Annotated in this window: 23 protein-coding genes; 13 read left to right on the plus strand and 10 right to left on the minus strand. The window is 69.4% G+C overall.

The window, feature by feature from the left end; all coding sequences use genetic code 11:
- Positions 1-67: 67 nt before the first annotated feature.
- The 5 genes from def to AC3A6J_RS15815 are packed head-to-tail and all read left to right on the plus strand — an operon-like array spanning position 68 to position 3,123.
- Entirely contained in the window at positions 68-589 is a 522-nt protein-coding gene (gene def, locus AC3A6J_RS15795; protein ID WP_487860911.1) for a peptide deformylase, read from the plus strand.
- Positions 586-1,089 carry a hypothetical protein gene (locus AC3A6J_RS15800; protein ID WP_487860912.1) on the plus strand — a complete coding sequence of 168 codons (504 nt, stop codon included), beginning with the start codon at positions 586-588 and terminating at the stop codon, positions 1,087-1,089. Before def ends, AC3A6J_RS15800 begins: the two co-directional genes overlap by 4 nt.
- On the plus strand, positions 1,086-2,042 hold the full coding sequence (gene fmt, locus AC3A6J_RS15805) for a methionyl-tRNA formyltransferase (protein WP_487860913.1): 957 nt from the start codon (positions 1,086-1,088) through the stop codon (positions 2,040-2,042). Before AC3A6J_RS15800 ends, fmt begins: the two co-directional genes overlap by 4 nt.
- Entirely contained in the window at positions 2,042-2,782 is a 741-nt protein-coding gene (locus AC3A6J_RS15810; protein WP_487860914.1) for an AzlC family ABC transporter permease, read from the plus strand. Before fmt ends, AC3A6J_RS15810 begins: the two co-directional genes overlap by 1 nt.
- Positions 2,779-3,123, plus strand: a complete 345-nt coding sequence (locus AC3A6J_RS15815; RefSeq protein WP_487860915.1) for an AzlD domain-containing protein — start codon at positions 2,779-2,781, stop codon at positions 3,121-3,123. The genes AC3A6J_RS15810 and AC3A6J_RS15815 overlap by 4 nt, the downstream gene beginning before the upstream one ends.
- A 19-nt stretch (positions 3,124-3,142) precedes the next feature.
- On the opposite strand, the gene AC3A6J_RS15820 is transcribed toward AC3A6J_RS15815, so the two are convergent.
- The 6 genes from AC3A6J_RS15820 to AC3A6J_RS15845 are packed head-to-tail and all read right to left on the minus strand — an operon-like array spanning position 3,143 to position 8,705.
- A complete protein-coding gene (locus tag AC3A6J_RS15820; protein WP_487860916.1) occupies positions 3,143-4,123 on the minus strand; it encodes a Bug family tripartite tricarboxylate transporter substrate binding protein in 981 nt (326 codons plus the stop codon).
- Between the two features lie 56 nt (positions 4,124-4,179).
- Positions 4,180-5,142 carry an MBL fold metallo-hydrolase gene (locus tag AC3A6J_RS15825; RefSeq protein WP_487860917.1) on the minus strand — a complete coding sequence of 321 codons (963 nt, stop codon included), beginning with the start codon at positions 5,140-5,142 and terminating at the stop codon, positions 4,180-4,182.
- The gene (locus tag AC3A6J_RS15830) at positions 5,139-5,345 is read right to left on the minus strand and encodes a DUF2783 domain-containing protein (RefSeq protein WP_487860918.1); all 207 of its coding nucleotides are present in this window, start codon (positions 5,343-5,345) and stop codon (positions 5,139-5,141) included. Before AC3A6J_RS15830 ends, AC3A6J_RS15825 begins: the two co-directional genes overlap by 4 nt.
- Positions 5,345-6,997, minus strand: coding sequence for an FAD-dependent oxidoreductase (locus AC3A6J_RS15835; RefSeq protein ID WP_487860919.1), 1,653 nt, complete (start codon positions 6,995-6,997; stop codon positions 5,345-5,347). The genes AC3A6J_RS15830 and AC3A6J_RS15835 overlap by 1 nt, the downstream gene beginning before the upstream one ends.
- A 24-nt stretch (positions 6,998-7,021) precedes the next feature.
- On the minus strand, positions 7,022-8,152 hold the full coding sequence (locus AC3A6J_RS15840) for an alpha/beta hydrolase family protein (protein WP_487860920.1): 1,131 nt from the start codon (positions 8,150-8,152) through the stop codon (positions 7,022-7,024).
- A complete protein-coding gene (locus tag AC3A6J_RS15845; protein WP_487860921.1) occupies positions 8,145-8,705 on the minus strand; it encodes a VOC family protein in 561 nt (186 codons plus the stop codon). The genes AC3A6J_RS15840 and AC3A6J_RS15845 overlap by 8 nt, the downstream gene beginning before the upstream one ends.
- An 86-nt stretch (positions 8,706-8,791) precedes the next feature.
- On the opposite strand from AC3A6J_RS15845, the gene AC3A6J_RS15850 reads away from it, so the two are divergent.
- The 3 genes from AC3A6J_RS15850 (at position 8,792) to pyk (ending at position 12,490) form a co-directional block, all read left to right on the plus strand.
- Positions 8,792-9,697 (plus strand): LysR family transcriptional regulator, encoded by a 906-nt coding sequence (locus AC3A6J_RS15850; protein ID WP_487860922.1) that lies wholly within the window; start codon positions 8,792-8,794, stop codon positions 9,695-9,697.
- Positions 9,698-9,760: 63 nt separating this feature from the next.
- The gene (locus tag AC3A6J_RS15855; protein WP_487860923.1) at positions 9,761-10,954 is read left to right on the plus strand and encodes a phosphoglycerate kinase; all 1,194 of its coding nucleotides are present in this window, start codon (positions 9,761-9,763) and stop codon (positions 10,952-10,954) included.
- An 87-nt stretch (positions 10,955-11,041) separates the two neighbouring features.
- On the plus strand, positions 11,042-12,490 hold the full coding sequence (pyk, locus tag AC3A6J_RS15860) for a pyruvate kinase (protein ID WP_487860924.1): 1,449 nt from the start codon (positions 11,042-11,044) through the stop codon (positions 12,488-12,490).
- 167 nt (positions 12,491-12,657) lie between these two features.
- Here pyk and AC3A6J_RS15865 read toward each other — a convergent pair whose 3' ends face one another.
- The gene (locus AC3A6J_RS15865; protein WP_487860925.1) at positions 12,658-13,674 is read right to left on the minus strand and encodes a 1-aminocyclopropane-1-carboxylate deaminase; all 1,017 of its coding nucleotides are present in this window, start codon (positions 13,672-13,674) and stop codon (positions 12,658-12,660) included.
- 137 nt (positions 13,675-13,811) lie between these two features.
- On the opposite strand from AC3A6J_RS15865, the gene AC3A6J_RS15870 reads away from it, so the two are divergent.
- From AC3A6J_RS15870 to AC3A6J_RS15890, 5 genes are all read left to right on the plus strand, one after another.
- Entirely contained in the window at positions 13,812-14,321 is a 510-nt protein-coding gene (locus AC3A6J_RS15870; RefSeq protein ID WP_487860926.1) for an Lrp/AsnC family transcriptional regulator, read from the plus strand.
- Between the two features lie 26 nt (positions 14,322-14,347).
- Positions 14,348-15,277, plus strand: a complete 930-nt coding sequence (locus tag AC3A6J_RS15875; RefSeq protein WP_487860927.1) for an alpha/beta hydrolase — start codon at positions 14,348-14,350, stop codon at positions 15,275-15,277.
- Positions 15,278-15,343: 66 nt separating this feature from the next.
- On the plus strand, positions 15,344-16,408 hold the full coding sequence (gene fba / locus AC3A6J_RS15880; protein WP_487860928.1) for a class II fructose-bisphosphate aldolase: 1,065 nt from the start codon (positions 15,344-15,346) through the stop codon (positions 16,406-16,408).
- Positions 16,408-17,724 carry a DUF2254 domain-containing protein gene (locus AC3A6J_RS15885; RefSeq protein WP_487860929.1) on the plus strand — a complete coding sequence of 439 codons (1,317 nt, stop codon included), beginning with the start codon at positions 16,408-16,410 and terminating at the stop codon, positions 17,722-17,724. Before fba ends, AC3A6J_RS15885 begins: the two co-directional genes overlap by 1 nt.
- A gap of 61 nt (positions 17,725-17,785) precedes the next feature.
- Positions 17,786-18,691, plus strand: coding sequence for a phosphoribosylaminoimidazolesuccinocarboxamide synthase (locus AC3A6J_RS15890; protein ID WP_487860930.1), 906 nt, complete (start codon positions 17,786-17,788; stop codon positions 18,689-18,691).
- An 18-nt stretch (positions 18,692-18,709) separates the two neighbouring features.
- On the opposite strand, the gene AC3A6J_RS15895 is transcribed toward AC3A6J_RS15890, so the two are convergent.
- The 3 genes from AC3A6J_RS15895 to AC3A6J_RS15905 all read right to left on the minus strand — a co-directional run bounded on the left by AC3A6J_RS15895 (position 18,710) and on the right by AC3A6J_RS15905 (position 20,939).
- Positions 18,710-19,147, minus strand: coding sequence for an META domain-containing protein (locus AC3A6J_RS15895; protein WP_487860931.1), 438 nt, complete (start codon positions 19,145-19,147; stop codon positions 18,710-18,712).
- 69 nt (positions 19,148-19,216) lie between these two features.
- Positions 19,217-20,512, minus strand: a complete 1,296-nt coding sequence (locus tag AC3A6J_RS15900; RefSeq protein WP_487861093.1) for a type II toxin-antitoxin system HipA family toxin — start codon at positions 20,510-20,512, stop codon at positions 19,217-19,219.
- A 118-nt stretch (positions 20,513-20,630) separates the two neighbouring features.
- Positions 20,631-20,939 (minus strand): helix-turn-helix domain-containing protein, encoded by a 309-nt coding sequence (locus AC3A6J_RS15905; RefSeq protein WP_487860932.1) that lies wholly within the window; start codon positions 20,937-20,939, stop codon positions 20,631-20,633.
- Positions 20,940-20,958 lie beyond the last annotated feature (19 nt).

Genomic DNA, 20,958 nt, shown 5'->3' on the forward strand with positions numbered 1-20,958 from the left:
TTTCAGCCGATCCAGGCACGGGCCGTCGTGGAATTGGCGAAAATAGCGACAACTTCTTCCGTTTTCCATGGCCAAACGAATCATTCTGAGTTACCCGGACAAGCGGCTGCACACCGTCGCGAAACCCGTCCAGGGCGTCGACGCACGCATCAAGGCCCTCGTGGCCGACATGCTCGAAACCATGTACGACGCCAATGGTATCGGCCTGGCCGCGACCCAGGTCGACGTGCACGAGCGCCTTGTCGTGATCGACGTCTCCGAAGACCGCGACCAGCCGCTGGTGCTCATCAATCCCGAGATCGTATGGGCCAGCGACGAAAAGGTGCTGAACGAGGAAGGCTGCCTCTCGGTGCCCGGCATCTACGACGGCGTGGAGCGCTCCACCGCCGTCAAGGTGCAGGCGCTCGACGCCGACGGCGAAATGCGCACCATCGAGGCCGAAGGCCTGCTCGCGGTGTGCATCCAGCACGAGCTCGATCACCTGCTCGGCAAGGTGTTCGTCGAGTACCTGTCGCCGCTCAAGCGCAACCGGATCAAGAGCAAGCTGCTCAAGCAACAGCGCGAAGAGGCGCGGGAGGGCCGGGCATGATGCGCGCGGGCCGCCTGGTAACGCTTGGCTGCGTGTTGGCCGCAGCGCTGCTCGTGGCCGGCTGCGCGAGCGAGCCGACCCGCATCGCACCGGGCACGAGCGCGGCCGAAACCCTGCAGCGCCTCGGCCCGCCCACCGGACGCTACCCGCTCGCGGGTGGTGGCGAGCGGCTGCAGTATTCGCGCATGCCGGCGGGCTTCGAGGTGACCGACATCGACCTCGACGCCTCGGGCAAGGTTGTGTCGGTGACGCAGGTGCTCAGCGAGGCCCGCTTCGGCCAGGACATCCAGGTCGACCGCTGGCGCCAGAACGACGTGCTCGCGTTCTACGGCAGGCCGTTCCAGATCACCCGCGTGAGTTCGTTCGACGGCGCTGTCTGGACCTGGCGCTACAAGGCCGTGAACGAGCGGCGCATGCTCTACATCTACATCGATCCCACCGGCGTGGTGCGCCGCTATCACACGGGCGACGACCTCGAGTTCGATCGGATCCGGGATTGACCCCGCTGAAGGTCGTCTTTGCGGGCACGCCCGAGTTCGCGCGCGTCGCCCTCGAGGCGATCGCCGCGGCGGGCCATGACATTCCCCTGGTACTGAGCCAGCCCGACCGTCCCGCGGGGCGCGGCATGAAGCTGCAGGCCTCGCCGGTGAAGCAGTGCGCCGTCGCCCACGGCTGGCCCGTGGTTCAGCCGCGCAGCCTGCGGCTCGACGGCAAGTTTCCGGACGAGGCCACAGCCGCACGCGAAGCGCTTCTGGCCGCCCGGCCCGACGTGATGGTCGTCGCGGCCTACGGGCTGATCCTGCCGCAGTGGGTGCTCGACCTGCCGCGGCATGGCTGCCTCAACATCCATGCGAGCCTGCTGCCGCGCTGGCGCGGTGCGGCGCCGATCCACCGCGCGATCGAGGCCGGCGATGCGCAGGCCGGCATCACCATCATGCAGATGGACGCCGGGCTCGACACCGGCGACATGCTGCTGCGCGAGGCCGTCGACATCGGCAGCGACAGCACCGCCCGGCTGCACGACCGCCTGGCCGAGCTCGGCGGACGCCTGATCGTGCAGGCGCTTGCGAACCTCGGCCATCTCGCGCGCACGCCGCAGCCGGCCGAGGGCGTGACCTACGCCCACAAGGTCGAGAAGCACGAAGCGCAGATCGACTGGAACCAGCCCGCCGAGGCGATCGTGCGACGCATTCGCGCGTTCGATCCGTTCCCGGGCGCCAACAGCCCGCTCGACGGCGAGATCCTCAAGCTCTGGACCGCCGAGGCGGTGCCGGGCGAGACGGCGCCGGCGCCGCCGGGCACGATCCTGGCCGTGACCGGCGAGGGCGTCGCGGTGGCGGCGCAGGGCTCGGTCGCAATGGTCACCGAACTCCAGCGCGCGGGCGGCAAGCGCCTCGGCGTGGCCGACTTCATGCGCGGCTTCGAGCTGAAGCCAGGGCAGCGCTTCGGCTGATGTTCCTGTCCACGGCCATTCGCCGGCGCCCCGAGTTCCGCACGGGCATCCGCCACATGTCGTCGGCCGCGCTGGGCATCGGCGCGTGGGGGCTCATGACCGGCGTGGCCATGGTCAAGTCGGACATGAGCGTGGTGGAGGCGGTGGCGATGACGCTGCTGGTCTACGCCGGCAGCTCGCAGCTTGCGGCCATTCCGCTGCTCGTGGCGGGCGCACCGGCCTGGGTCGTCCTGGCCACGGGCTTCTGCGTCAACCTGCGCTTCGTGGTGTTCAGTCTGCACCTGCGGCCCTACCTCATGCACATGCCGCGCTGGCGCCGCATGCTGCACGGCTATCTCACGGCCGACCTCAGCTATGCACTCTTCACGCGGCAATACCCTGTGCCGCCCGTCGGCACCGATGCGCAGAAAGCCCAGGAGGCCTACCTCACCGGCAACTACTTCGTGACCTGGTGTTCCTGGATGGGCATGAGCCTGCTCGGCATTGCGCTGGCCAACTTCATTCCGCAGCACTGGGGCCTGGGCTTCGCCGGCGTACTGAGCCTGGTGGCGATCGTCTGCTCGATGGCGACCACGCGGCTGCGCGTTTTGGCGGCGCTGGTCGCGAGCGCCACGGCCGTGGCCGCCTATGCGCTGCCGCTCAAGCTCAACATCGTGGCCGCCATCGGCGCGGCGGTGCTGCTGTGCTTCTGGCTCGAGAAACGGGTCGGGCTCGATCCGGTGGCGGAGGACGACAAATGAGCGCAGGCGGCACCACCGACCTTTGGACCCTCGCCGTGATCGTCGGCCTGGCCGGCGTGACGGTGCTCACGCGCTGCTTCTTCTTCATTCTCGACCGCCCCTGGGGTCTGCCCGGCTGGGCGCACCGTGCGCTGCACTATGCGCCGGTCGCCGCGCTCGCGGGCGTGATCGCGCCCGAGATCGTGATGAGCAACGGCCAGCTGATCGCCACGCTGCACGATGCGCGCCTGTATGCCACCGTGGTTGGCGCCGCCTACTTCTACTGGCGGCGCGGCGTGCTCGGCACGATGCTCGCGGGCATGGCGGTGTACCTGCCGCTGCACCTGGGCCTCGGCTGGTAGGCGCGTTGCCCGTTGGCGCTCAGTCGAGCTTGACCCCGGCCGCCTGGATGATCTTGCCCCAGCGCTCGCTTTCGGCGCGCGAGAGCTTGTAGAAATCCTGCGGCGAGCCCGGCAGCGGCTCGAAGCCGAAGTCGGCGAACAGTTTCTCGACCTTCGGCGCCTTCATCGCCTTGCGAAGCTCGCTGTTGATCCGCGCCACGGCCTCGGGCGGCATGCCGGCCGGGCCGATCAGGCCGTGGAAGGCGTAGGCGTTGACGTCGCTGAAGCCGGCCTCGGCAAAGGTGGGCACGTCGGGCAGGGCGCCCGCGCGCTGCGGCAGCGCGATCGCGAGCACGCGCACCTTGCCGGCCTTGATGATCGGCAGGCCCGAGGCCAGGTCGAGCATCATCGTCGGCACCTGCCCGCCCATCACGTCGGTCATTGCGGGCGCGGCGCCCTTGTACGGCACGTGCGTGACGTTGATGCCGGCTTTCTGCTTGAACAGTTCCATCGCCATGTGGTGCGGCGAACCGTTGCCGGGCGAGGCGTAGTTGACCTTCTCGGGGTTGGCCTTCACGTAGCGCACGAACTCGGCCACGTTCTTGGCGGGAAAGTCCGGATGCACCACCAGCGCGACCGGGAAGCGGCCGATGGTGCCGATGTAGGTGAAGTCGCTCGCGGGCTTGTACGGCAGCTTGGCGAACATGTGCTCGTTGAACAGCAGCGCCGCGTTCTCGGCCTGCATGATCGTGTAGCCGTCGGGCTTGGCCTGCATCATCGCCGCCACGCCGATGTTGGTCGACGCGCCGGGCCGGTTGTCGATGATGAGCGGCTGCCCGAGCGACGGCTGCATCGCCTCGGCCAGCGCGCGCGCGAGGTTGTCGGTGCCGCCGCCCGCCACGTAGGGCACGATCCATTTGACCGGCTGGCTCGGGTAGGCGGCCGGCTGCGCGCCGGCAAAAGGGGCGGCGCCGGCGAGCGCGAGCGCTGCGGCGAACAGGGGAAGGTGGCGTCTTTTCATCATGTCTCTCGTCTCCGTTGCTTGGCTTGTAGTGAATGCTTGAATTCCGATGCGGCTCAGGCGCCGCGCAGCGTCTGCCAGAGCGCGCGGTCGCGCTCCGCGGTCCAGACCACCGGGTGCTCGATGCCGCTCAGCTCGTCGTAGGCGCGCGAGACGTCGAAGGGCAGCACGTGCTGGAACACGGGCCAGCTGCCGAAGCGCGGCGTCATGGCGGCTTCCGCGCGCGCGAAGCAGCCCTTGAGGGTGTCGCCCGCGGCGATGCCGGCGCGCACGCTCTCGAGCAGCGTCGAGAGAAAGGCCTGGGTGAGCGCGATCGCTTCGGCGCAGGCCGCTTCGTCCTGCAGCACCGCGCCGCGTCCCGGCACCAGCACGCGCGGCTGCAAGGCCGCGACCGCGTCGAGCGTGCCGGCCCAGTCGCCGATGTAGGCGTCGCCGGCATACACGCCGCAGTGGTTCTCGACCACGTCGCCCGAGAACAGCACGCCGCAGTCGGGCAGCCAGGCCACCGTGTCGCCGCCCGAGTGGCCGCGGCCCAGCGCCATCAGCCGGAGCTCGCGGCTGCCGAGCCAGAGGCTCATCTCGCGCTCGAAGCTCAGCGTCGGCCAGGTCAGTCCGGGAATCTCCTCGACGCCCGCGAACAGGCGCGGAAAGCGGCCGACCTCCGAGTCGAAGTCGGCCTGCCCGCGCGTGCGGATCCAGTCGAGCGTGCCGTGGCTCGCGATGATCTGGTCCACCGCGTCGAAGGCGCTCGCGCCCATCACGCGCACTGCGTGGTAGTGCGTCAGCACGATGCGCTTGACGGGCTTGTCGGTCACGGTGCGGATGGCCGCGAGGAAGTCACGCGCCATGCGCGGCGTGGGCCGCGTGTCGATCAGCACCACATGGTCGTCGCCGACCACGAAGCCGCAGTTGGGGTCGAAGTCGCTGATGTAGCCGTACACGTCGCGCGCGAGTTCGCGCAGCTGCGGCTTCTGTTCGCGCGTGTCGGAGGCCGAGGCGAAGGAGGGAGGGGCGGTCATGGGGTTTCGGGTTTCGTGGGATCTGCTTCGGCGGCTGCGCGGATGCACGCCAGCAGCACGCCCTGGTCGCCGCACTGATTGGCCAGCAGCAGCACCAGCCGTGCGTTGAGGTCGGCGCTCTGCGCCTCGGTCCGGCCTTCGTGCGCGGCGAGCAGCGCGGCGTAGAAGCCGTCGGGGTCGGGGATGCGGGGTTCGGTGATCATCATGGTGTGGCTTCGATGGCGAGGGCGCGGCGCACGGCCGCAGCGATGGCCTCGGGCGTGGCCTCGGACAGCGTTGCGGCGCGGTAGGCGTCCGGGCGCACGAGCACGAAGCTGCCGGGCGCGTGCAGGCCGAGGTGTTCGACGAGCCGGTCGTCGGCCTGCAGCGACGGCAGGCCGCTGTCGCCGCCGACCGCCAGCAGGCGCAGCGGCAGCGAGGCCGCGTTGGCTTCGGCTTCGGCGGCCTGTGCGCGCGTCGGCGCGCGCCAGAGCCCGAGGCAGCGGGTGCCTTCGGCCAGCAGTTGCATCAGCGTGGTCTCGCGGCCGCCGTCCGCCCAGCGCAGCGGCAGGTTCTGCACGCTGCGCCCGCCTTCGGGCAGCAGCGGCGCCGCCGGATAGTCGTTGGCCACCGACATGCGGCCGGTGTTCACCAGCGCCCGTGCGAACGGGTGGCGCGCCGCCAGCGACACCACCGCGCGCCGCAGCGTGTGCTCGGCCGGCGAACGCGGCGCGAGAAAGCGTGCCGAGCGGCTCGTGACGGTGAGGTTTTCCTTTGCAGCGGGCTGGCGTTCAGCGTCGTAGCTGTCGAGCAGCGCGTCGCCCGCCCGCCCCTTCGCGGCCAGCGCGAGCTTCCAGCCCAGGTTCGCCGCGTCCTGGATGCCGGTGTTGCCGCCGCGCGCGCCGAAGGGGCTCACCACATGCGCCGCATCGCCGATGAAGAACACCCGCCCGTGGCGGAAGCTGTCGAGCAGGTGGTCGCGGTAGCCGTAGGGGCCGATCCAGACGAACTCGAACGCCACGTCGGGCCCGAGCTGTGCGCGCAGCCGCGCACCGGCCACTTCGGGGCGGCTGATGTGGTCGGTGTCGCAGTCTTCGGCCATCTGGTAGTCGATGCGCCAGACCCCGTCGGCCATCAGGTGCTGCCAGACGCCGCGGCCTTCGTTGAACGGCGCGTCGACCCAGGTCCAGCGCTCGGTCGGCAGCGGCTTCTCGAAGCGCACGTCGCTGATGCACCAGCGGTCGGTGCTGCGGGAGGCATGGGCCTCGATGCCGAGCTGCGTGCGGATCGGGCTGTTGGCCCCGGTCGCGTCGATCAGCCGGTCGGCCTCGAGGGTGTAGCGGCCGGCAGGCGTCTCGACCTCGAGGCGCACGCCGTCGGCCAGCGGCTCGACGTGCGCGACGCGGTGCTTCCAGCGCAGGTCGGTCAGGCCGAGTTCGAGGATGCGGTCGACCAGGAACCACTCGATGTAGAACTGCTGCAGGTTGATGAACGGCGGCTGCGCGGAGACGTTCGCGGCCTGCAGGTTGAAGCTGTAGACCTCGGCCTCACCCGAAAAGGTGCGCCCGAGCGACCAGGTGATGCCCTTGGCCGCAATGCGTTCGTAGATGCCGAGCCGCTCGAAGATCTCCAGGCTCTTCTGCGCGTAGCAGATGCCGCGCGACGAGGCGCCGCGCACGCCCACGGTGTCGTCCTCGTCGAGCAGCAGCGCGCGCACGCCGCGCTGCGCGAGGTCGCAGGCGAGCGTGAGGCCCGCGGGGCCGGCGCCGACGATCACGATCGGGTGCCGCACGACCTCTAGTCTTTCCAGTTCGGGCGGCGGCACGAAGGGCCAGCTCGGTAGTTCGTAGGCGGGTGCGAAGTTGAAGCTTTCCATGCTTTCCATGCTTTTCTACGGCGGCTACAGCGCGTGGGCGAACTCGGCGATCGCGTCGGCCGCTTTCGGCACCAGCGCGGCCTGGCCCGCGAGATAGTGGTTGCCGCCCACGATGTCGACGTTGCGGATGCGCGCGCCGCCCGCGGCCATCCAGGCATCGCGCGTGCTCGGGAAGGTCGACTGGTCGGCGGTGTAGGTCAGCAGCAGCGTCGGCACCGTGGTGCGCGCGAGGTTCGTCGGTCCGTCGGCCTGCGAGCGCGACGACCATTGCGAGAGAAAAGCGGTCAGCGACGTGGTGCGGCCCATCGCATTGGCCGAGTAGTTGACCTGCCGCGCATCGCCCCAGACGCTGCCGGCGAGCCGGTCGTTCGCGTCGAGCGAGAGGTCGACACAGCGCGGATCGGCATGCGTGCGGTAGATCACGAAGGCCTGGTCGCGCGGCGCACCCGGCGTGACAGAGGGATTGCGCAGCATCGCGAGCCGCGCCACGCACCATTGCTCGATGCGTTCGAGCCGCGCCTGCTGGGCCGCGCCGAAGCGCGCGAGGAAATCGCGGTCGTAGGGCACGCGATGGCGCGCGTCGTACATGTCGAGTTCGGGATCGACCGAGAGCGGATCGTGTTCGTCGGTCACTGACGGATCGATCCAGTCGCGCATCAGCCGCGTGCGGCCCAGGTGCGCGGCGCACAGCGCGATGCCGTCCACGGGCGGCAGGTCGTGCGGGTGCAGGTGCGTGGGGTCTCCATCGGGAAAGTGCGTGGCGGTGAGCTGCTCGGCCTGCGCCTGGTAGAAGCTCGCGAGCGCCGCGCCGCCCGAGTTGCCGACCAGCAGCACCTTCTCGTAGCCCGCGGTGCGCAGGTACTGCACGCCGGCGCCGAGGTCCTGGATCGCGCGCTCCATCAGCAGCACCGTGTCGTTGCCCACGTAGCGCGAGTTCAGGCCCATGCAGCAGATGCCGCGTTCGGCCAGCGGGCCGATCAGGTAGTGGCCCATGAAGTTGCTGGTCGGGTGCATCACGATCGCAGCAACTTTCTTCGGCCCCGGGGGCGCCCGGTAGGCGCCGTAGATGCGCGGCCGCAGCATCTGCAGGCCCGACTGGCTCTCGAGTGCCGCACCGGGCTTCACGTCGATGACGGCCAGCTGCGGTTCAGCCATGGGCCTCCTCCTTCGCGGCGCGCAGCCCGGCCTTGCGCGCGGTCCAGGCGTCGAGCGCCGCGCGGGCGGTGCGCGCATGCGCGTCCATCTCGGCCTGCGGCACGGTGGGCGTGGTGAGTTCCACGCGGATGCCGTTCGGGTCGAAGAAGTAGATCGACTCGATGATGTGGTGGTCGGTCACGCCGAGCACCTCCACCCCGGCCGCTTCGAGGCGCGCCTTGGCGGCCAGCAGGTCGGCCACCGAATCGACCCGAAGCGCGATGTGGTTCACCCAGGCCGGTGTGTTCGGCGAGGGCAGCGCCGCCGTGTCGTCGCCGAGGTCGAAGAAGGCGATGAACGAGCCGTCGCGCATCTGGAAGAAGATGTGCACGTAGGGGCAGTACTCGCCCGTGCTCGGCACATGGTCGCTCTGGATGATGTGGGCCAGCGGCAGGCCCAGCAGGTCTTCGTAGAAGCGGCGCGTCTCTTCGCTGTCGCGGCAGCGCCAGGCGAAATGGTGCAGTCCGCGCACAGGCGGCGCGGGCGGTGGGGCCGGATGGGCGGTCGTCGGCATGGCGTGTCTTTCTTGAAGCCGCTATTGGGCGATGCCGCCTCTTATGATGCAATCGAAATTAATTCATCCATTGATGAAATAAACATATGAATCTGACATTGCGCCAGCTGCGCGCCTTTGCGGCCGTGGCCGCGACCGGCAGCTTCACTGCCGCCGCGCAGCAGCTGCACCTCACGCAGTCGGCGCTCAGCGTGCTGGTGCGCGAACTCGAGCGCGAGATGGGCGTGCAATTGCTCGACCGCCACACGCGGCGCGTGCAGCTGTCCGAAGCGGGGCGCGAGTTCCTGCCCGCGGTGCACCGGCTGCTCGGCGACCTGTCGAGCGCGGTGGCCGGCGTGACCGACCTGCGTGACAAGAAGAAAGGCCTGTTGCGGCTTGCAGCGCCGCAGCTCATGGCCTGCACGCTGATGCCGCGCGTCATGGCGGCTTACCGCGAGGCCTATCCCGACATCGACGTGCGGCTTGCCGACACGCTGCCCGAGCACCTGCTCGGGGGGGTCGTCGCGGGCGACGTGGAGCTCGCGGTCGGGCAGGACGTGGCGGTGGACGCCGCCATCGAACGCCGCGTGCTATTTCGCGACCGGCACTGGCTGATCTGCCCGCCCGACCACGCTTTTGCGAAGCGCCGCAAGGTGCGCTGGCACGAGCTCGACCCCTACACCTTCATCGCGCCCACGCGCGACTTCCGCCAGCGCGTGCTGCCCGAGCTCGGCCCCGCGGAGCGCGCCTACATGCTGCGCCCGGGCACGCAGGAGGTGTCGTACATGACCACCGCGCTCGGCATGGTGGCCTCGGGGCTGGGGCTCACCGTGTGCCCCACCTACTCGGCGCCGCTGGTGCGCGCGCACGGCCTGCAGATGGTGCGGCTCGAGGCGCCCGACTTCCACCGCGAGGTCTGCGTCTACAGCGCGGCGCGGCGTTCGCTCTCGCCCGCGGCGGCGAGCTTCGTCGGCATCCTCGAGCGCTTCGCGAAGGCGCAGCCCAGGGGTTGAGTGCGCACACGGAGCGAAACCTACAATGCAAGACGACCTGTTTTCCATCATCTCCAGAGACCCATGAACGTCATCCGATTCACCGACCTCTGCGCGCAGGGCCAGGCCGCCGGCCAGCGCGTTTTCATCCGTGCCGATCTCAACGTGCCGCAAGACGACGCGGGCCGCATCACCGAGGACACGCGCATCCGCGCCTCGGTGCCCTGCATCCGGCTTGCGCTCGATGCCGGTGCCGCGGTGATGGTTACTTCTCATCTGGGCCGCCCGACCGAGGGCGCCTTCAAGCCCGAGGACTCGCTCGCACCGGTCGCCAAGCGCCTGGGCGAGTTGCTCGGCCGCGAGGTGCCGCTGGTGTCCGACTGGGTCGACGGCGTCGACGTGCAGCCCGGCCAGGTCGTGCTGCTCGAGAACTGCCGCGTCAACAAGGGCGAGAAGAAGAACGACGAGGCGCTGGCGCGCAAGCTCGCCGCGCTCACCGACATCTATGTGAACGATGCCTTCGGCACGGCCCACCGCGCCGAGGCCACCACCTACGGCATCGCGCAGTTCGCCAAGGTGGCGGCGGCCGGTCCGCTGCTCGCGGCCGAGATCGACGCCATCACCAAGGCGCTGGCGCAGCCGAAGCGCCCGCTCGTGGCCATCGTGGCGGGCTCGAAGGTCAGCACCAAGCTCACCATCCTCAAGAGCCTGTCGGCCAACGTCGACCAGCTGATCGTCGGCGGCGGCATTGCCAACACCTTCATGCTCGCGGCGGGCCTCAAGATCGGCAAGTCGCTGGCCGAGCCCGATCTCGTCGATCAGGCCAAGGCCGTGATCGAGTCCATGCGTGCGCGCGGCGCCGACGTGCCGATCCCGGTCGACGTGGTCACGGCCAAGACCTTCGCGGCCGATGCGCCCGCGACCGTCAAGGATGCGAGCGACGTGGACGACGACGACCTGATCCTCGACATCGGCCCGAAGACCGCTGCGCAACTGGCCGCGCAACTGCGCGAGGCCGGCACCATCGTGTGGAACGGCCCGGTGGGCGTGTTCGAGTTCGACGCCTTTGCGGGCGGCACCCAGGCCATCGCGCAGGCGGTCGCCGAAAGCAGCGCCTTCTCGATCGCCGGCGGCGGCGACACGCTCGCGGCCATCGCCAAGTACGGCATCGAGAAGCAGGTCGGCTACATCTCGACGGGCGGCGGCGCCTTCCTCGAAGTGCTCGAGGGCAAGACCCTGCCCGCTTTCGAGATCCTGTCCAGGCGCGCGGCCGGTTGAACCCGGCGGGCGGGGATCTCGTGCGGGGTGCTTCCGTCGGACACACAAAGTGTATACAGTAGCGAATACAAACGGAGACCCAATTTCATGAGCACGGACCGCATCCCCCGCCACGCCACCAAGATCGTCGCCACACTCGGGCCGGCGTCCAGCACCCCTGAAATGCTGGAGCGGATGATCCAGGCCAAGGTCAGCGTGGTGCGGCTCAATTTCAGCCACGGCACCGCGCAGGACCACATCGACCGCGCGACCATGGCGCGCGAAGCCGCCCGCCGGGCGGGTCGCGAGGTGGCGATCATGGCCGACCTGCAAGGCCCGAAGATCCGTGTCGGCAAGTTCGCGCAGGGCAAGGTCTGGCTCGAGCCGGGCACGAGCTTCGTGCTCGATGCCTCGCGCACCGAGCCGGGCGACGAACAGGCCGTGGGCCTCGACTACAAGGACCTGCCGCGCGACGTGCGCCCCGGCGACCGGCTGCTGCTGAACGACGGCCTCATCGTGCTGGTGGTCGACGCGGTCAAGGGCGAGGCGGTGCACACGACCGTCAAGCTCGGCGGCGAGCTCTCGAACAACAAGGGCATCAACAAGCAGGGCGGCGGCCTCACGGCGCCGGCGCTCACGGCCAAGGACATGGAAGACATCAAGACGGCGATGAGCTTCCAGGCCGACTACGTGGCGGTGAGCTTTCCGAAGAACGCCACTGACATGGAGATGGCGCGCCAGCTGTGCAACGTGGCCGCGGCCGAATACGGCCACAAGCCCGGGCTGATCGCGAAGATCGAGCGCGCCGAAGCGATCCCCAAGCTCGAGGAGATCCTGCGCGCGAGCGACGGCATCATGGTGGCGCGCGGCGACCTCGCGGTCGAGGTGGGCAACGCGGCCGTGCCTGCGCTGCAGAAGAAGATGATCCGCATGGCGCGCGACATGGACAAGGTGGTGATCACCGCCACGCAGATGATGGAGTCGATGATCACCAACCCGGTGCCCACGCGCGCCGAAGTGAGCGACGTGGCCAACGCCGTGCTCGACGGCACCGACGCCGTGATGCTCTCGGCCGAAACGGCCTCGGGCCGCTATCCGCTCGAGACCGTGCAGGAGATGAGCCGCATCTGCGAAGCCGCCGAGGCGGCCGAAGACCAGCAGCTCGACGCCGACTTCAGCGGCAAGTCCTACAGCCGCATCGACCAGTCGATCGCGATGGGCGCGCTGTTCACCGCGCACCACCTGGGCGCCAAGGCCATCGTCGCGCTCACCGAGTCGGGTTCCACCGCGCTGTGGATGAGCCGCCACCGCGCGCACATCCCGATGTACGCGCTGACCTCGCGCCTGGCCACCCAGCGCCGGATGGCGCTCTACCGCAATGTGCGCCCGCTGCTGATGGATTCGGAAAGCGACCGCGACACCGCACTGCAGCAGGCCGAGAACCACCTGAAGAAGCGCGGCATCGTGCAAAGCGGCGACGTCTACGCCATCACCTGCGGCGAGCCGATGGGTGCCCCGGGCGGCACCAACATGCTCAAGATCTGCCGGGCGAGTTGAGCCCACCCCCGTCCCTCGCTCACTTCGTGTAGCTCGACTCCCCCTCAAGGGGGCAACACCAGTGGCCCGGCAAAGCCGGTTCCACGGTGTTCCCGGTTTTGCTCCCTCCCCTTTCGGGGGAGGGTTGGGGTGGGGGCCGACGGCGTGTCCATGCCCTCGGCGGCTCGCTATCCATTGCGGAACAGGAAGCTGTAGGCGTTCAGGGCCGGCACGCCGCCCAGGTGGGCATAGAGCACCTTCGAACCGGCGGGAAACTCGCCGAGCCGCACCTTCTCGATCATTCCGTGCATCGACTTGCCCTCGTAGACGGGGTCGGTCAGCATGCCTTCGAACCGGGCGCAGAGGCGGATCGCATCGAGCGTGCCCTCGTTCGGCAGGCCGTACTCGGGGCCGCCGAAGCGGTGGTCGAGCACCACGTCCTGCGCGCCGATCTCGCGGCCGAGTTCGACGAGCTCGGCCGTGTTCTTCGCGATGCGCACGATCTGCTCGAAGGTCTGGGCGGGCTTGGCCGAGGCGTCGATGCCGATCACGCGGTCGGCGCGCCCGTCGGCCGCGAAGCCCACCACCATGCCGGCTTGCGTGCTGCCGGTCACCGAGCAAACCACGATGTAGTCGAACCTGAAGCCGAGCTCGGCCTCCTGCTGCCGCACTTCCTCGGCAAAGCCGACGAAGCCCAGCCCGCCGAGCGGGTGCTCCGAGCAGCCGGCCGGAATCGGAAACGGCTTGCCGCCGGCCTTCCGCACATCGGCCATGGCTTCTTCCCAGCTCTTGCGGATGCCGATGTCGAAGCCGGCGCTGTCGAGCCGCACGTCGGCGCCGAGGATGCGCGACATCTCGATGTTGCCGACGCGGTCGTACACCGCATCCGAGTAGTTGACCCAGTTTTCCTGCACCAGCACGCACTTCAGGCCGAGGTGCGCGGCCACGGCAGCGACCTGCCGCGTCTGGTTCGACTGGATGCCGCCGATCGACACCAGCGTGTCGTAGCCGCCTTCGAGCGCTTCGGGGATCAGGTACTCGAGCTTGCGCGTCTTGTTGCCGCCGAACGCCAGGCCGCTGTTGCAGTCCTCGCGCTTGGCATAGAGCGCGACCTTGCCGCCCAGGTGCGCACTCAGGCGTTCGAGCGAGTGGATCGGCGTCGGGCCGAAGGTCAGCGCATGGCGGGGAAATTTCTTCAGGTTCATCGATGGACTCCAGGCTGGGGAATGCCATTGATCGTAGGAACAAGCCCCCGAAGGGTGGTTGCAAAGTTGGCGCGAAAACTGGCGCAAAACAGGGCAGGATGCGGTTGTTTGATCCGGTCTGTTTTGCAGGAGAGCCCATGCGCATAACAAAATTGCGTTCCCCGTCGCAGCCCGCCGACGCACTCGCGCCCGCGCTGGACCGTACCGACCGCGCCATCCTGCGTGCACTGCAGCGCGATGCCTCGGTGTCGAACGTGGCGCTCGCCGCCAAGGTCAACCTCAGCGCGCCGGCCTGCCTGCGCCGCGTCGAGCGGCTCAAGGCGGCGGGGCTCATCAGGGGCGTGGTCGCGCTGCTCGATCCCGATGCGCTCTCGCTCGGCATGCTGGTCATGATCGGCGTGGTGCTCGACCGCTCCACGCCCGAATCCTTCGCCGATTTCGAAAAAGCCGCGCAGAAGGTGTCGGGCTGCCTCGAATGCCATGTGGTCACGGGCGAATTCGACTATTTCATGCTCGTGCGCACGCGCGACAACGACAGCTTCAATCGGCTGCATGCCGAACAGCTGCTGTACCTGCCCGGCGTGCGGCAGATCCGGACCTTTGTGGTGCTCAAACAGGTGCTCTCGACCACGCAGCTGCCGATCTGAACCGCCGGCGTGCGCGTACAAGCGCGATGACCTCTCCGATCCTCGCGTCGATCCGCAAGCGCCGCTGCGCCATCGTTCCCTTGCTCGGCGCCCTGGCCGCGGCGGCCCTTTCGGCCTGCTCGCCGCTCAAGGTGCTAGACCGGCTGGTGCCCGAGGACACCTACCGCTTCCAGGGCGGGGTGCCCTATGCCAGCGCGCCGCGCCAGCTGCTCGACGTCTACCAGCCGCTCGCGGCCACGCCGCCCGCCGAGGGCGAGCGCCCGCTGGTGGTGTTCTTCTTCGGCGGCGCATGGACCAGCGGCGACCGCGCGAGCTACCGCTTTCTCGGCGAGGCGCTGGCCGCCCGGGGTGCGGTGGTGGTGGTGCCCGACTTCGGCCTCTCGCCGCGCCACACCTACCCGGTGTTCGTGCGGGACAGCGCGCTGGCGGTCAAGTGGGCGCTGGACAATGCCGCCCGGCTCGGCGCCGACCCCAAGCGGGTCTTTGTGATGGGTCACAGCTCCGGGGCCTACAACGCCGCCATGGTGGCGCTGGACGCGCGCTGGCTCACCGAGGTTGGCGCGCGCCCCGGGCAGCTCGCGGGCTGGATCGGCCTGGCCGGGCCTTACGACTTTCTGCCGATCGGCGACCCGAAGGTGCGGGTCGCCTTTCACTGGCCCGACACGCCGCGCGATTCGCAACCGATCGCGCACGTGGGCGCCGCGTCGCCCCGGGCGCTGCTGCTGGCGGCCGCGAAGGACGACCTGGTCTACCCCGAGCGCAACACCCTGCGCATGGCCGAGGCGCTGCGCACCGCGGGCGTGCCGGTGACGGTGCACCTGTACGACAACCTCAGCCATGTCACGCTGATGGGCGCCTTCGCAAGGCCCATTCAGTGGCTCGGCGGGCCGGTGCTGCCGCCTGTCGTCGATTTCCTCGGGTTGCCGTCAGTCCCGTCCCACAAGGGCGGTCGATAGAATTGCGGCAGTTTCTCCCGTCTTTCCGTCTTCATTCTTCTTCCTATTTCCCCGCGAGGTAATCCCATGGCACTCGTCTCGATGCGCGAACTGCTGGACCATGCAGCCGTCAACGGCTACGGCATTCCGGCCTTCAACGTCAACAACCTCGAACAGGTCCAGGCCGTCATGGAGGCCGCCAAGGAAACCGGTGCGCCCGTGATCCTGCAGGCCAGCGCCGGTGCCCGCAAGTACGCCGGCGAAGCGTTCATCAAGCACCTGATCCAGGCCGCGATCGAGCAGTACCCGAACATCCCGCTGGTCATGCACCAGGACCACGGCCAGAGCCCGGCGATCTGCCAGGGCGCCATCGACCTCGGCTTCTCCTCCGTCATGATGGACGGCTCGCTCAGGGAAGACGGCAAGACGCCGGCTTCGTTCGACTACAACGTCGACGTGACGCGCAAGGTCGTCGAGCTCGCGCACAAGGTGGGCGTCACGGTGGAAGGCGAGCTCGGCTGCCTCGGTTCGCTCGAGACCGGCATGGCCGGCGAGGAAGACGGCATCGGCGCCGAAGGCGTGCTCGACCATGCGTCGCTGCTGACCGACCCCGAGGAGGCCGCCCAGTTCGTCAAGGCCACGCAGCTCGACGCGCTGGCCATCGCCATCGGTACCAGCCACGGCGCCTACAAGTTCACGCGCAAGCCTACGGGCGACATCCTGTCGATCTCGCGCGTGAAGGAAATCCACGCCCGCCTGCCCAACACGCACCTCGTGATGCACGGTTCGTCGTCGGTGCCGCAGGACCTGCTCGAGATCATCCGCAAGTACGGCGGCAACATGAAGGAAACCTACGGCGTGCCGGTCGAGGAAATTCAGGAAGCCATCAAGTACGGCGTGCGCAAGATCAACATCGACACCGACATCCGCCTCGCGATGACCGGCGCGGTGCGCCAGTTCCTGGCCGAGAACCCCGAGAAGTTCGACGCCCGCGAGTGGCTCAAGCCTGCGCGCGAAGCTGCCAAGCAGATCTGCAAGCAGCGCTACATCGAGTTCGGCTGCGAAGGCCAGGGCGCGAAGATCAAGGGCGAGTCGCTGCAGGTCGTGGCCACCAAGTACGCCAAGGGCGAACTCGCACAGCAGGTCGTCTGATGCCGGCGGCACGCGGCGCGCGTTCCAAGGTCGCCGCGTTCCATTACCAGCTCTGGTGGCAGCGCCTGCGCGAGCAGCTGTGGTTCCGCCCGGCGCTCTGGAGCCTGGCGGCCATCGGCGCCGCATTGCTGGCCGCCGTGGCCAATGAGCTCGTCCCAGCGGGCCTGCTGCCCGACATCGCGCACGAGACGCTCGAGGGCCTTTTGTCGATCATTGCCGCGAGCATGCTCACGGTGAGCACCTTCTCGCTGTCGATCCTGGTCAGTGCCTATGCATCGGCCTCGTCCACCGCCACGCCGCGTGCCACGCGGCTCGTGATGGCCGACAACAGCGCGCAGAGCGCGATCGCCGCCTTCGTGTCGGCCTTCATCTTCTCGATCATCGCGCTGGCCGCGCTCGGCGTGCGCTACTACGGCGCGGCCGGGCGGTTCGTGCTGTTCGTCTTCACGCTGTGCGTGCTGGCCTACCTGATCCTCGCGCTGCTGCGCTGGATCGGCACGCTGTCGAAGCTGGGTCGCATGAACCACACCATCGAGACGGTGGAACGGGTGGCGACGCAGGCGATGCGCGACTGGTGCGCCGCCCCGGGCTTGGGCGCCCGCATCATTGCGGACACCGCGGCGGCCGATGTCGCCGGCGAGCCGGTGCATGCCGCCTGGACCGGCTATCTGCAGCACATCGACGTGGCCGGCATCGAGGCAGCTGCCGAGACCGCGGGCGCCCGGGTCCATGTGTGCGTGCGCCCCGGTTCGTTCGTCTCGCACGCAACGGTGCTGGCCCGCCTGCAGGACCTGCCGCCGGACCCGGACGCCCGTGCGGAACTGGTCGAACGGGTGGCGCAGGCCTTCGTGCTCGGCCGCGAGCGCACCGAGCGGCAGGACCCGCGCTTCGGCCTGGTCATGCTCAGCGAGATCGCGCAGCGCGCGCTCTCGCCCGCGGTGAACGACGCGGGCACTGCGATCGCCGTGCTCGGCGCCATCACGCGCGTGCTGATCGAAGGCACGCGCCCGCGCAGCGACGATCACGACGCATCCTCGGTCGCCGAGCCTGAAGAGGCTCGCCGCGTCACGATCGCGCCGCTCGCGCCGGCCGACCTGGTGCGCGACGTGCTGGAGCCCATCGCCCGCGACGGCGCAGCCAGCCTCGAGGTGGGTCTGCGCATTCAGAAGCTGCTGGCCCTGGTGGCCGCCAATACCGATGGCGCGCTCTCCACCGCCGCGGCGGCCCAGGCCGAGCGGGCGCGCGACCATGCGCTGGCGGGCCTTGCGCTGCCGCGCGAGCGGGAATGGCTGCAGTCGCAGGCGCCGAAGCCCTAAACTCCGTTCGTCCGCATTCTTCCGTTCATTCCGCGTCGCCGACGCGCCAGCCGCCCCTGCCATGACCACCGTTCACACCTCCTCCATCCAGAGCCTGCCCCTGCTTGCGCGTGGGAAGGTGCGCGACAACTATGCCGTCGGCGAGGACCGCATCCTGATGGTCGCGAGCGACCGGCTCAGTGCCTTCGACGTGATCATGGGCGAGCCGATCCCGGGCAAGGGCGAGATCCTCACGCAGATGGCGCTGTGGTGGTTCGACCGCCTCGGCCAGCTTTGTCCCAACCACCTGACCGGCGAGGCGCCCGAAAGCGTTGTCACGGCCGACGAGGTGCCGCAGGTCACGGGCCGCTCGATGCTGGTGAAGCGCCTGAAGCCGATCCCGGTCGAGGCGGTGGTGCGCGGCTACCTGGCCGGCAGCGGCTGGAAGGAATACCAGGAAAGCCGCTCGGTCTGCGGTGTGCCGCTGCCCGAGGGCCTCACCAACGCGGCCAAGCTGCCGCGCGCGATCTTCACGCCCGCCGCCAAGGCCGCGGCCGGCGAGCACGACGAGAACATCAGCTACGACCGCGTGGTCGAGATCGTCGGCCCCAAGCTCGCGCAGCAGATCCGCGAGATCAGCCTCGAGATCTACGAGGCGGCGGCGCAGATCGCGCTCGCCAAGGGCATGATCATTGCCGACACCAAGTTCGAGTTCGGCCTCGACGAGGCCGGCACGCTGGTGCTGATGGACGAGGTGCTCACGCCCGACAGCTCGCGCTATTGGCCGGTCGAGGGCTATCAGGCCGCGCTGGCCGCGGGCACCAATCCGCCGAGCTACGACAAGCAGTTCGTGCGCGACTGGCTCGAGGCCACCAAGATCAACGGCAAGCCCTGGGACAAGACGCCGCCGGCGCCGCGCCTGCCGGCCGAGATCATCGAGAAGACCGCCGCCAAGTACCGCGAGGCGCTCGAGCGCCTCACCGGCTGACGCTTTTCGTTCCGGCTTTCAGCGGCCGGCGGCGTTGAGCGTTGCCACCGTGCGCCCACCCGCGTCGAGCAGTGCGAGCCGCCCGGGCCCGGCCAGCCGGTAGCTGGCCGTACGCTCCAGCGCCGAGATGAACTGCGCCTCGGTGGCGGCGCGCGCGGGATCGGTGCAGGCCATGCGCGTCGAGGCCAGCTGGCCGATGCGCAGTGTGATGCCGCTGCGCGTGAACGACCCCGACATGCGGTTGCAGCCGCCCGAGCCGCTCACGCGGCCGCTGGAGGCGTCGAACTGGACCTGGGCGTCGCTGCCGGGCGGCACGGGCTCGGTGCCGAGCTGCGCGAGGCGCCAGAGCGGGCCTTCGATCGGCTCGTCGAGGCTGATGCCGCTGCCGCAGCCGGCGAGGGCGGCGCCCAGAACCAGGGTCAGGGTCGCAAGGACGGGGCGGGCGAGAAAACGCATGGACGGTCTTTCCTTCTTTGCTCGAGAAATGCAACAAGTTGAATCGCCGCCATCGTATTCGACGCGGCGCTAGCCTGCCAATGCGACCGCGCCCTGCAGCCGCGCGGCCACGCAGCGCCGCATGCTCGCGGGCGTGGCGTCGTCGGCCAGCAGTGCGGGCCATTCGGCCTGCGCCTGGCGGACCGTGTCGCGCGCGATCGCCATCAGCCGCGCCGGCCGCAGCAGCCCTGCCGCGCGCAGCAGCGCGTCGAGCGTGGCCCAGTCGAAGGCGCGCAGCCTGGCGTCGATGGCGCGGTTGACCGCGTAGTCGGGTGCCGGCACGTCCTCGAAGAAGGCCGCGACGCACACCGGGTCGTACAACGGCGCCAGCACCGGTGCGACGCCGTCGGGGTAGCGCAGCGCCCAGTTCTTCAGGTGTGCGTCGCTGTTGCCGAGCAGGATGAAGGCGACGATGCGCCGCACGCATTCGCGCACGTCGCCCACCGGGTTCGGCGACAGCCGGTCCAGCACGCGCAGCATCGCGGGCCAGTCGACCGCGAGGCCGCGGCCGTATTTCTGGCGCGGCTCGTACTGCAGCACCTGCGCGAACTCCTCCATGTGGATGCGGCCACCATCGGCGCTGCGGTCGAAGCGGCGCACCGCGAGGATCTGGCCGAACGGCACCTGCTCGGGCAGGTCGGCATCGGCGCGGTCGATCACGCTGGCTTCGGCGCAGTCGAGCCCGAGCGCACCGCAAAGGCGGTAGCCCGTGTATTCGTTGGCCACCAGATCGGGATGCCGCGTGGTCGGCAGCTTCAGGATGAAGGAGCCGGCCGCGCCATGGCGCCGCACCACGTAGCGGCGGCCGTCCTGCACCGCCGAGAACTTGGTCACCACGCCCGGGATGGCCGCCGCGTCTTCGACCGGCAGCTCGACGAAACCTGGTTCGAGCACGTCGAGGCCGAGCGCGGTGTGCCAGTGCCGGACCGTCTGCGGAATGCCGTCGGCGGCCGGCACCGGCTCGACCTCAAGCGCGCCCATCAGGTCGTGCCCCGCGGCGGCCAGCAGCTCGAATTCGTCGTCGGCGCTGCAGCCGCGCTGCAGCGCCAGGCGCTCGCGGTTGTGGCCTTCGGGCAGCAGGTTCTGGAAATAGCTCGGCCAATGGCCGTCGCCGCGCGACACGCGTGCATCGCGCGCCGAAGACAGGATTGCGCGCGTGGCGGCCTCGTCGGCGCCGCGGTAGGCGAGCGACAGCGTTGGGCGCGCCGGATCGGCGATGTAGGCCTCGTCGAACGAGACGCGCAGGATGTCGCCGTACTGCGAGAGATAGCCGATGGCGCGCCGCGCCGTGCCCTCGGCGCCGCCGCCGGGCGCATGCAGGTACATCCGCAGGTAGCGGATGCCGGTGTTGAAGGCGGCGGCGGTGCTCACTGGTGCACCCTTGGCGCTGCGCGCCTTCCCGCCAAGCGGGAGCGAGCTTGCTTGGGGCGGCCCGGCGCGGTGCTCACCGGCGTTCGTCGGCGAGGCTCTGCGCGATGGACGGCGGCGCGCCCGCGCCCGGCGGCTGGCCGAGCAGGCGGCCGCCCGAGCGCACGAAGTCCTCGAGCTGCGGGCGCAGCTCGGCGGGCACGGTCATGAGTTCGAGCCCCAGCGCCCGCGCCATCTCGAGCAGGGTGGAGAGCCGCGGATCGATCTGGCCGCTTTCGATGCGCTGGACGGTCATGCGCGAGAGCCCCGCCTGCGTGGCCAGTGAGTCCTGGCTCAGGCCTGCGGCCTTGCGGGCATTCTGGAGTTCATCGGTCAAATTGCGCATCAAGGTACTCTTTGTCGGA

The sequence above is a fragment of the Variovorax sp. Soil_C_39 genome, assembly GCF_057656815.1.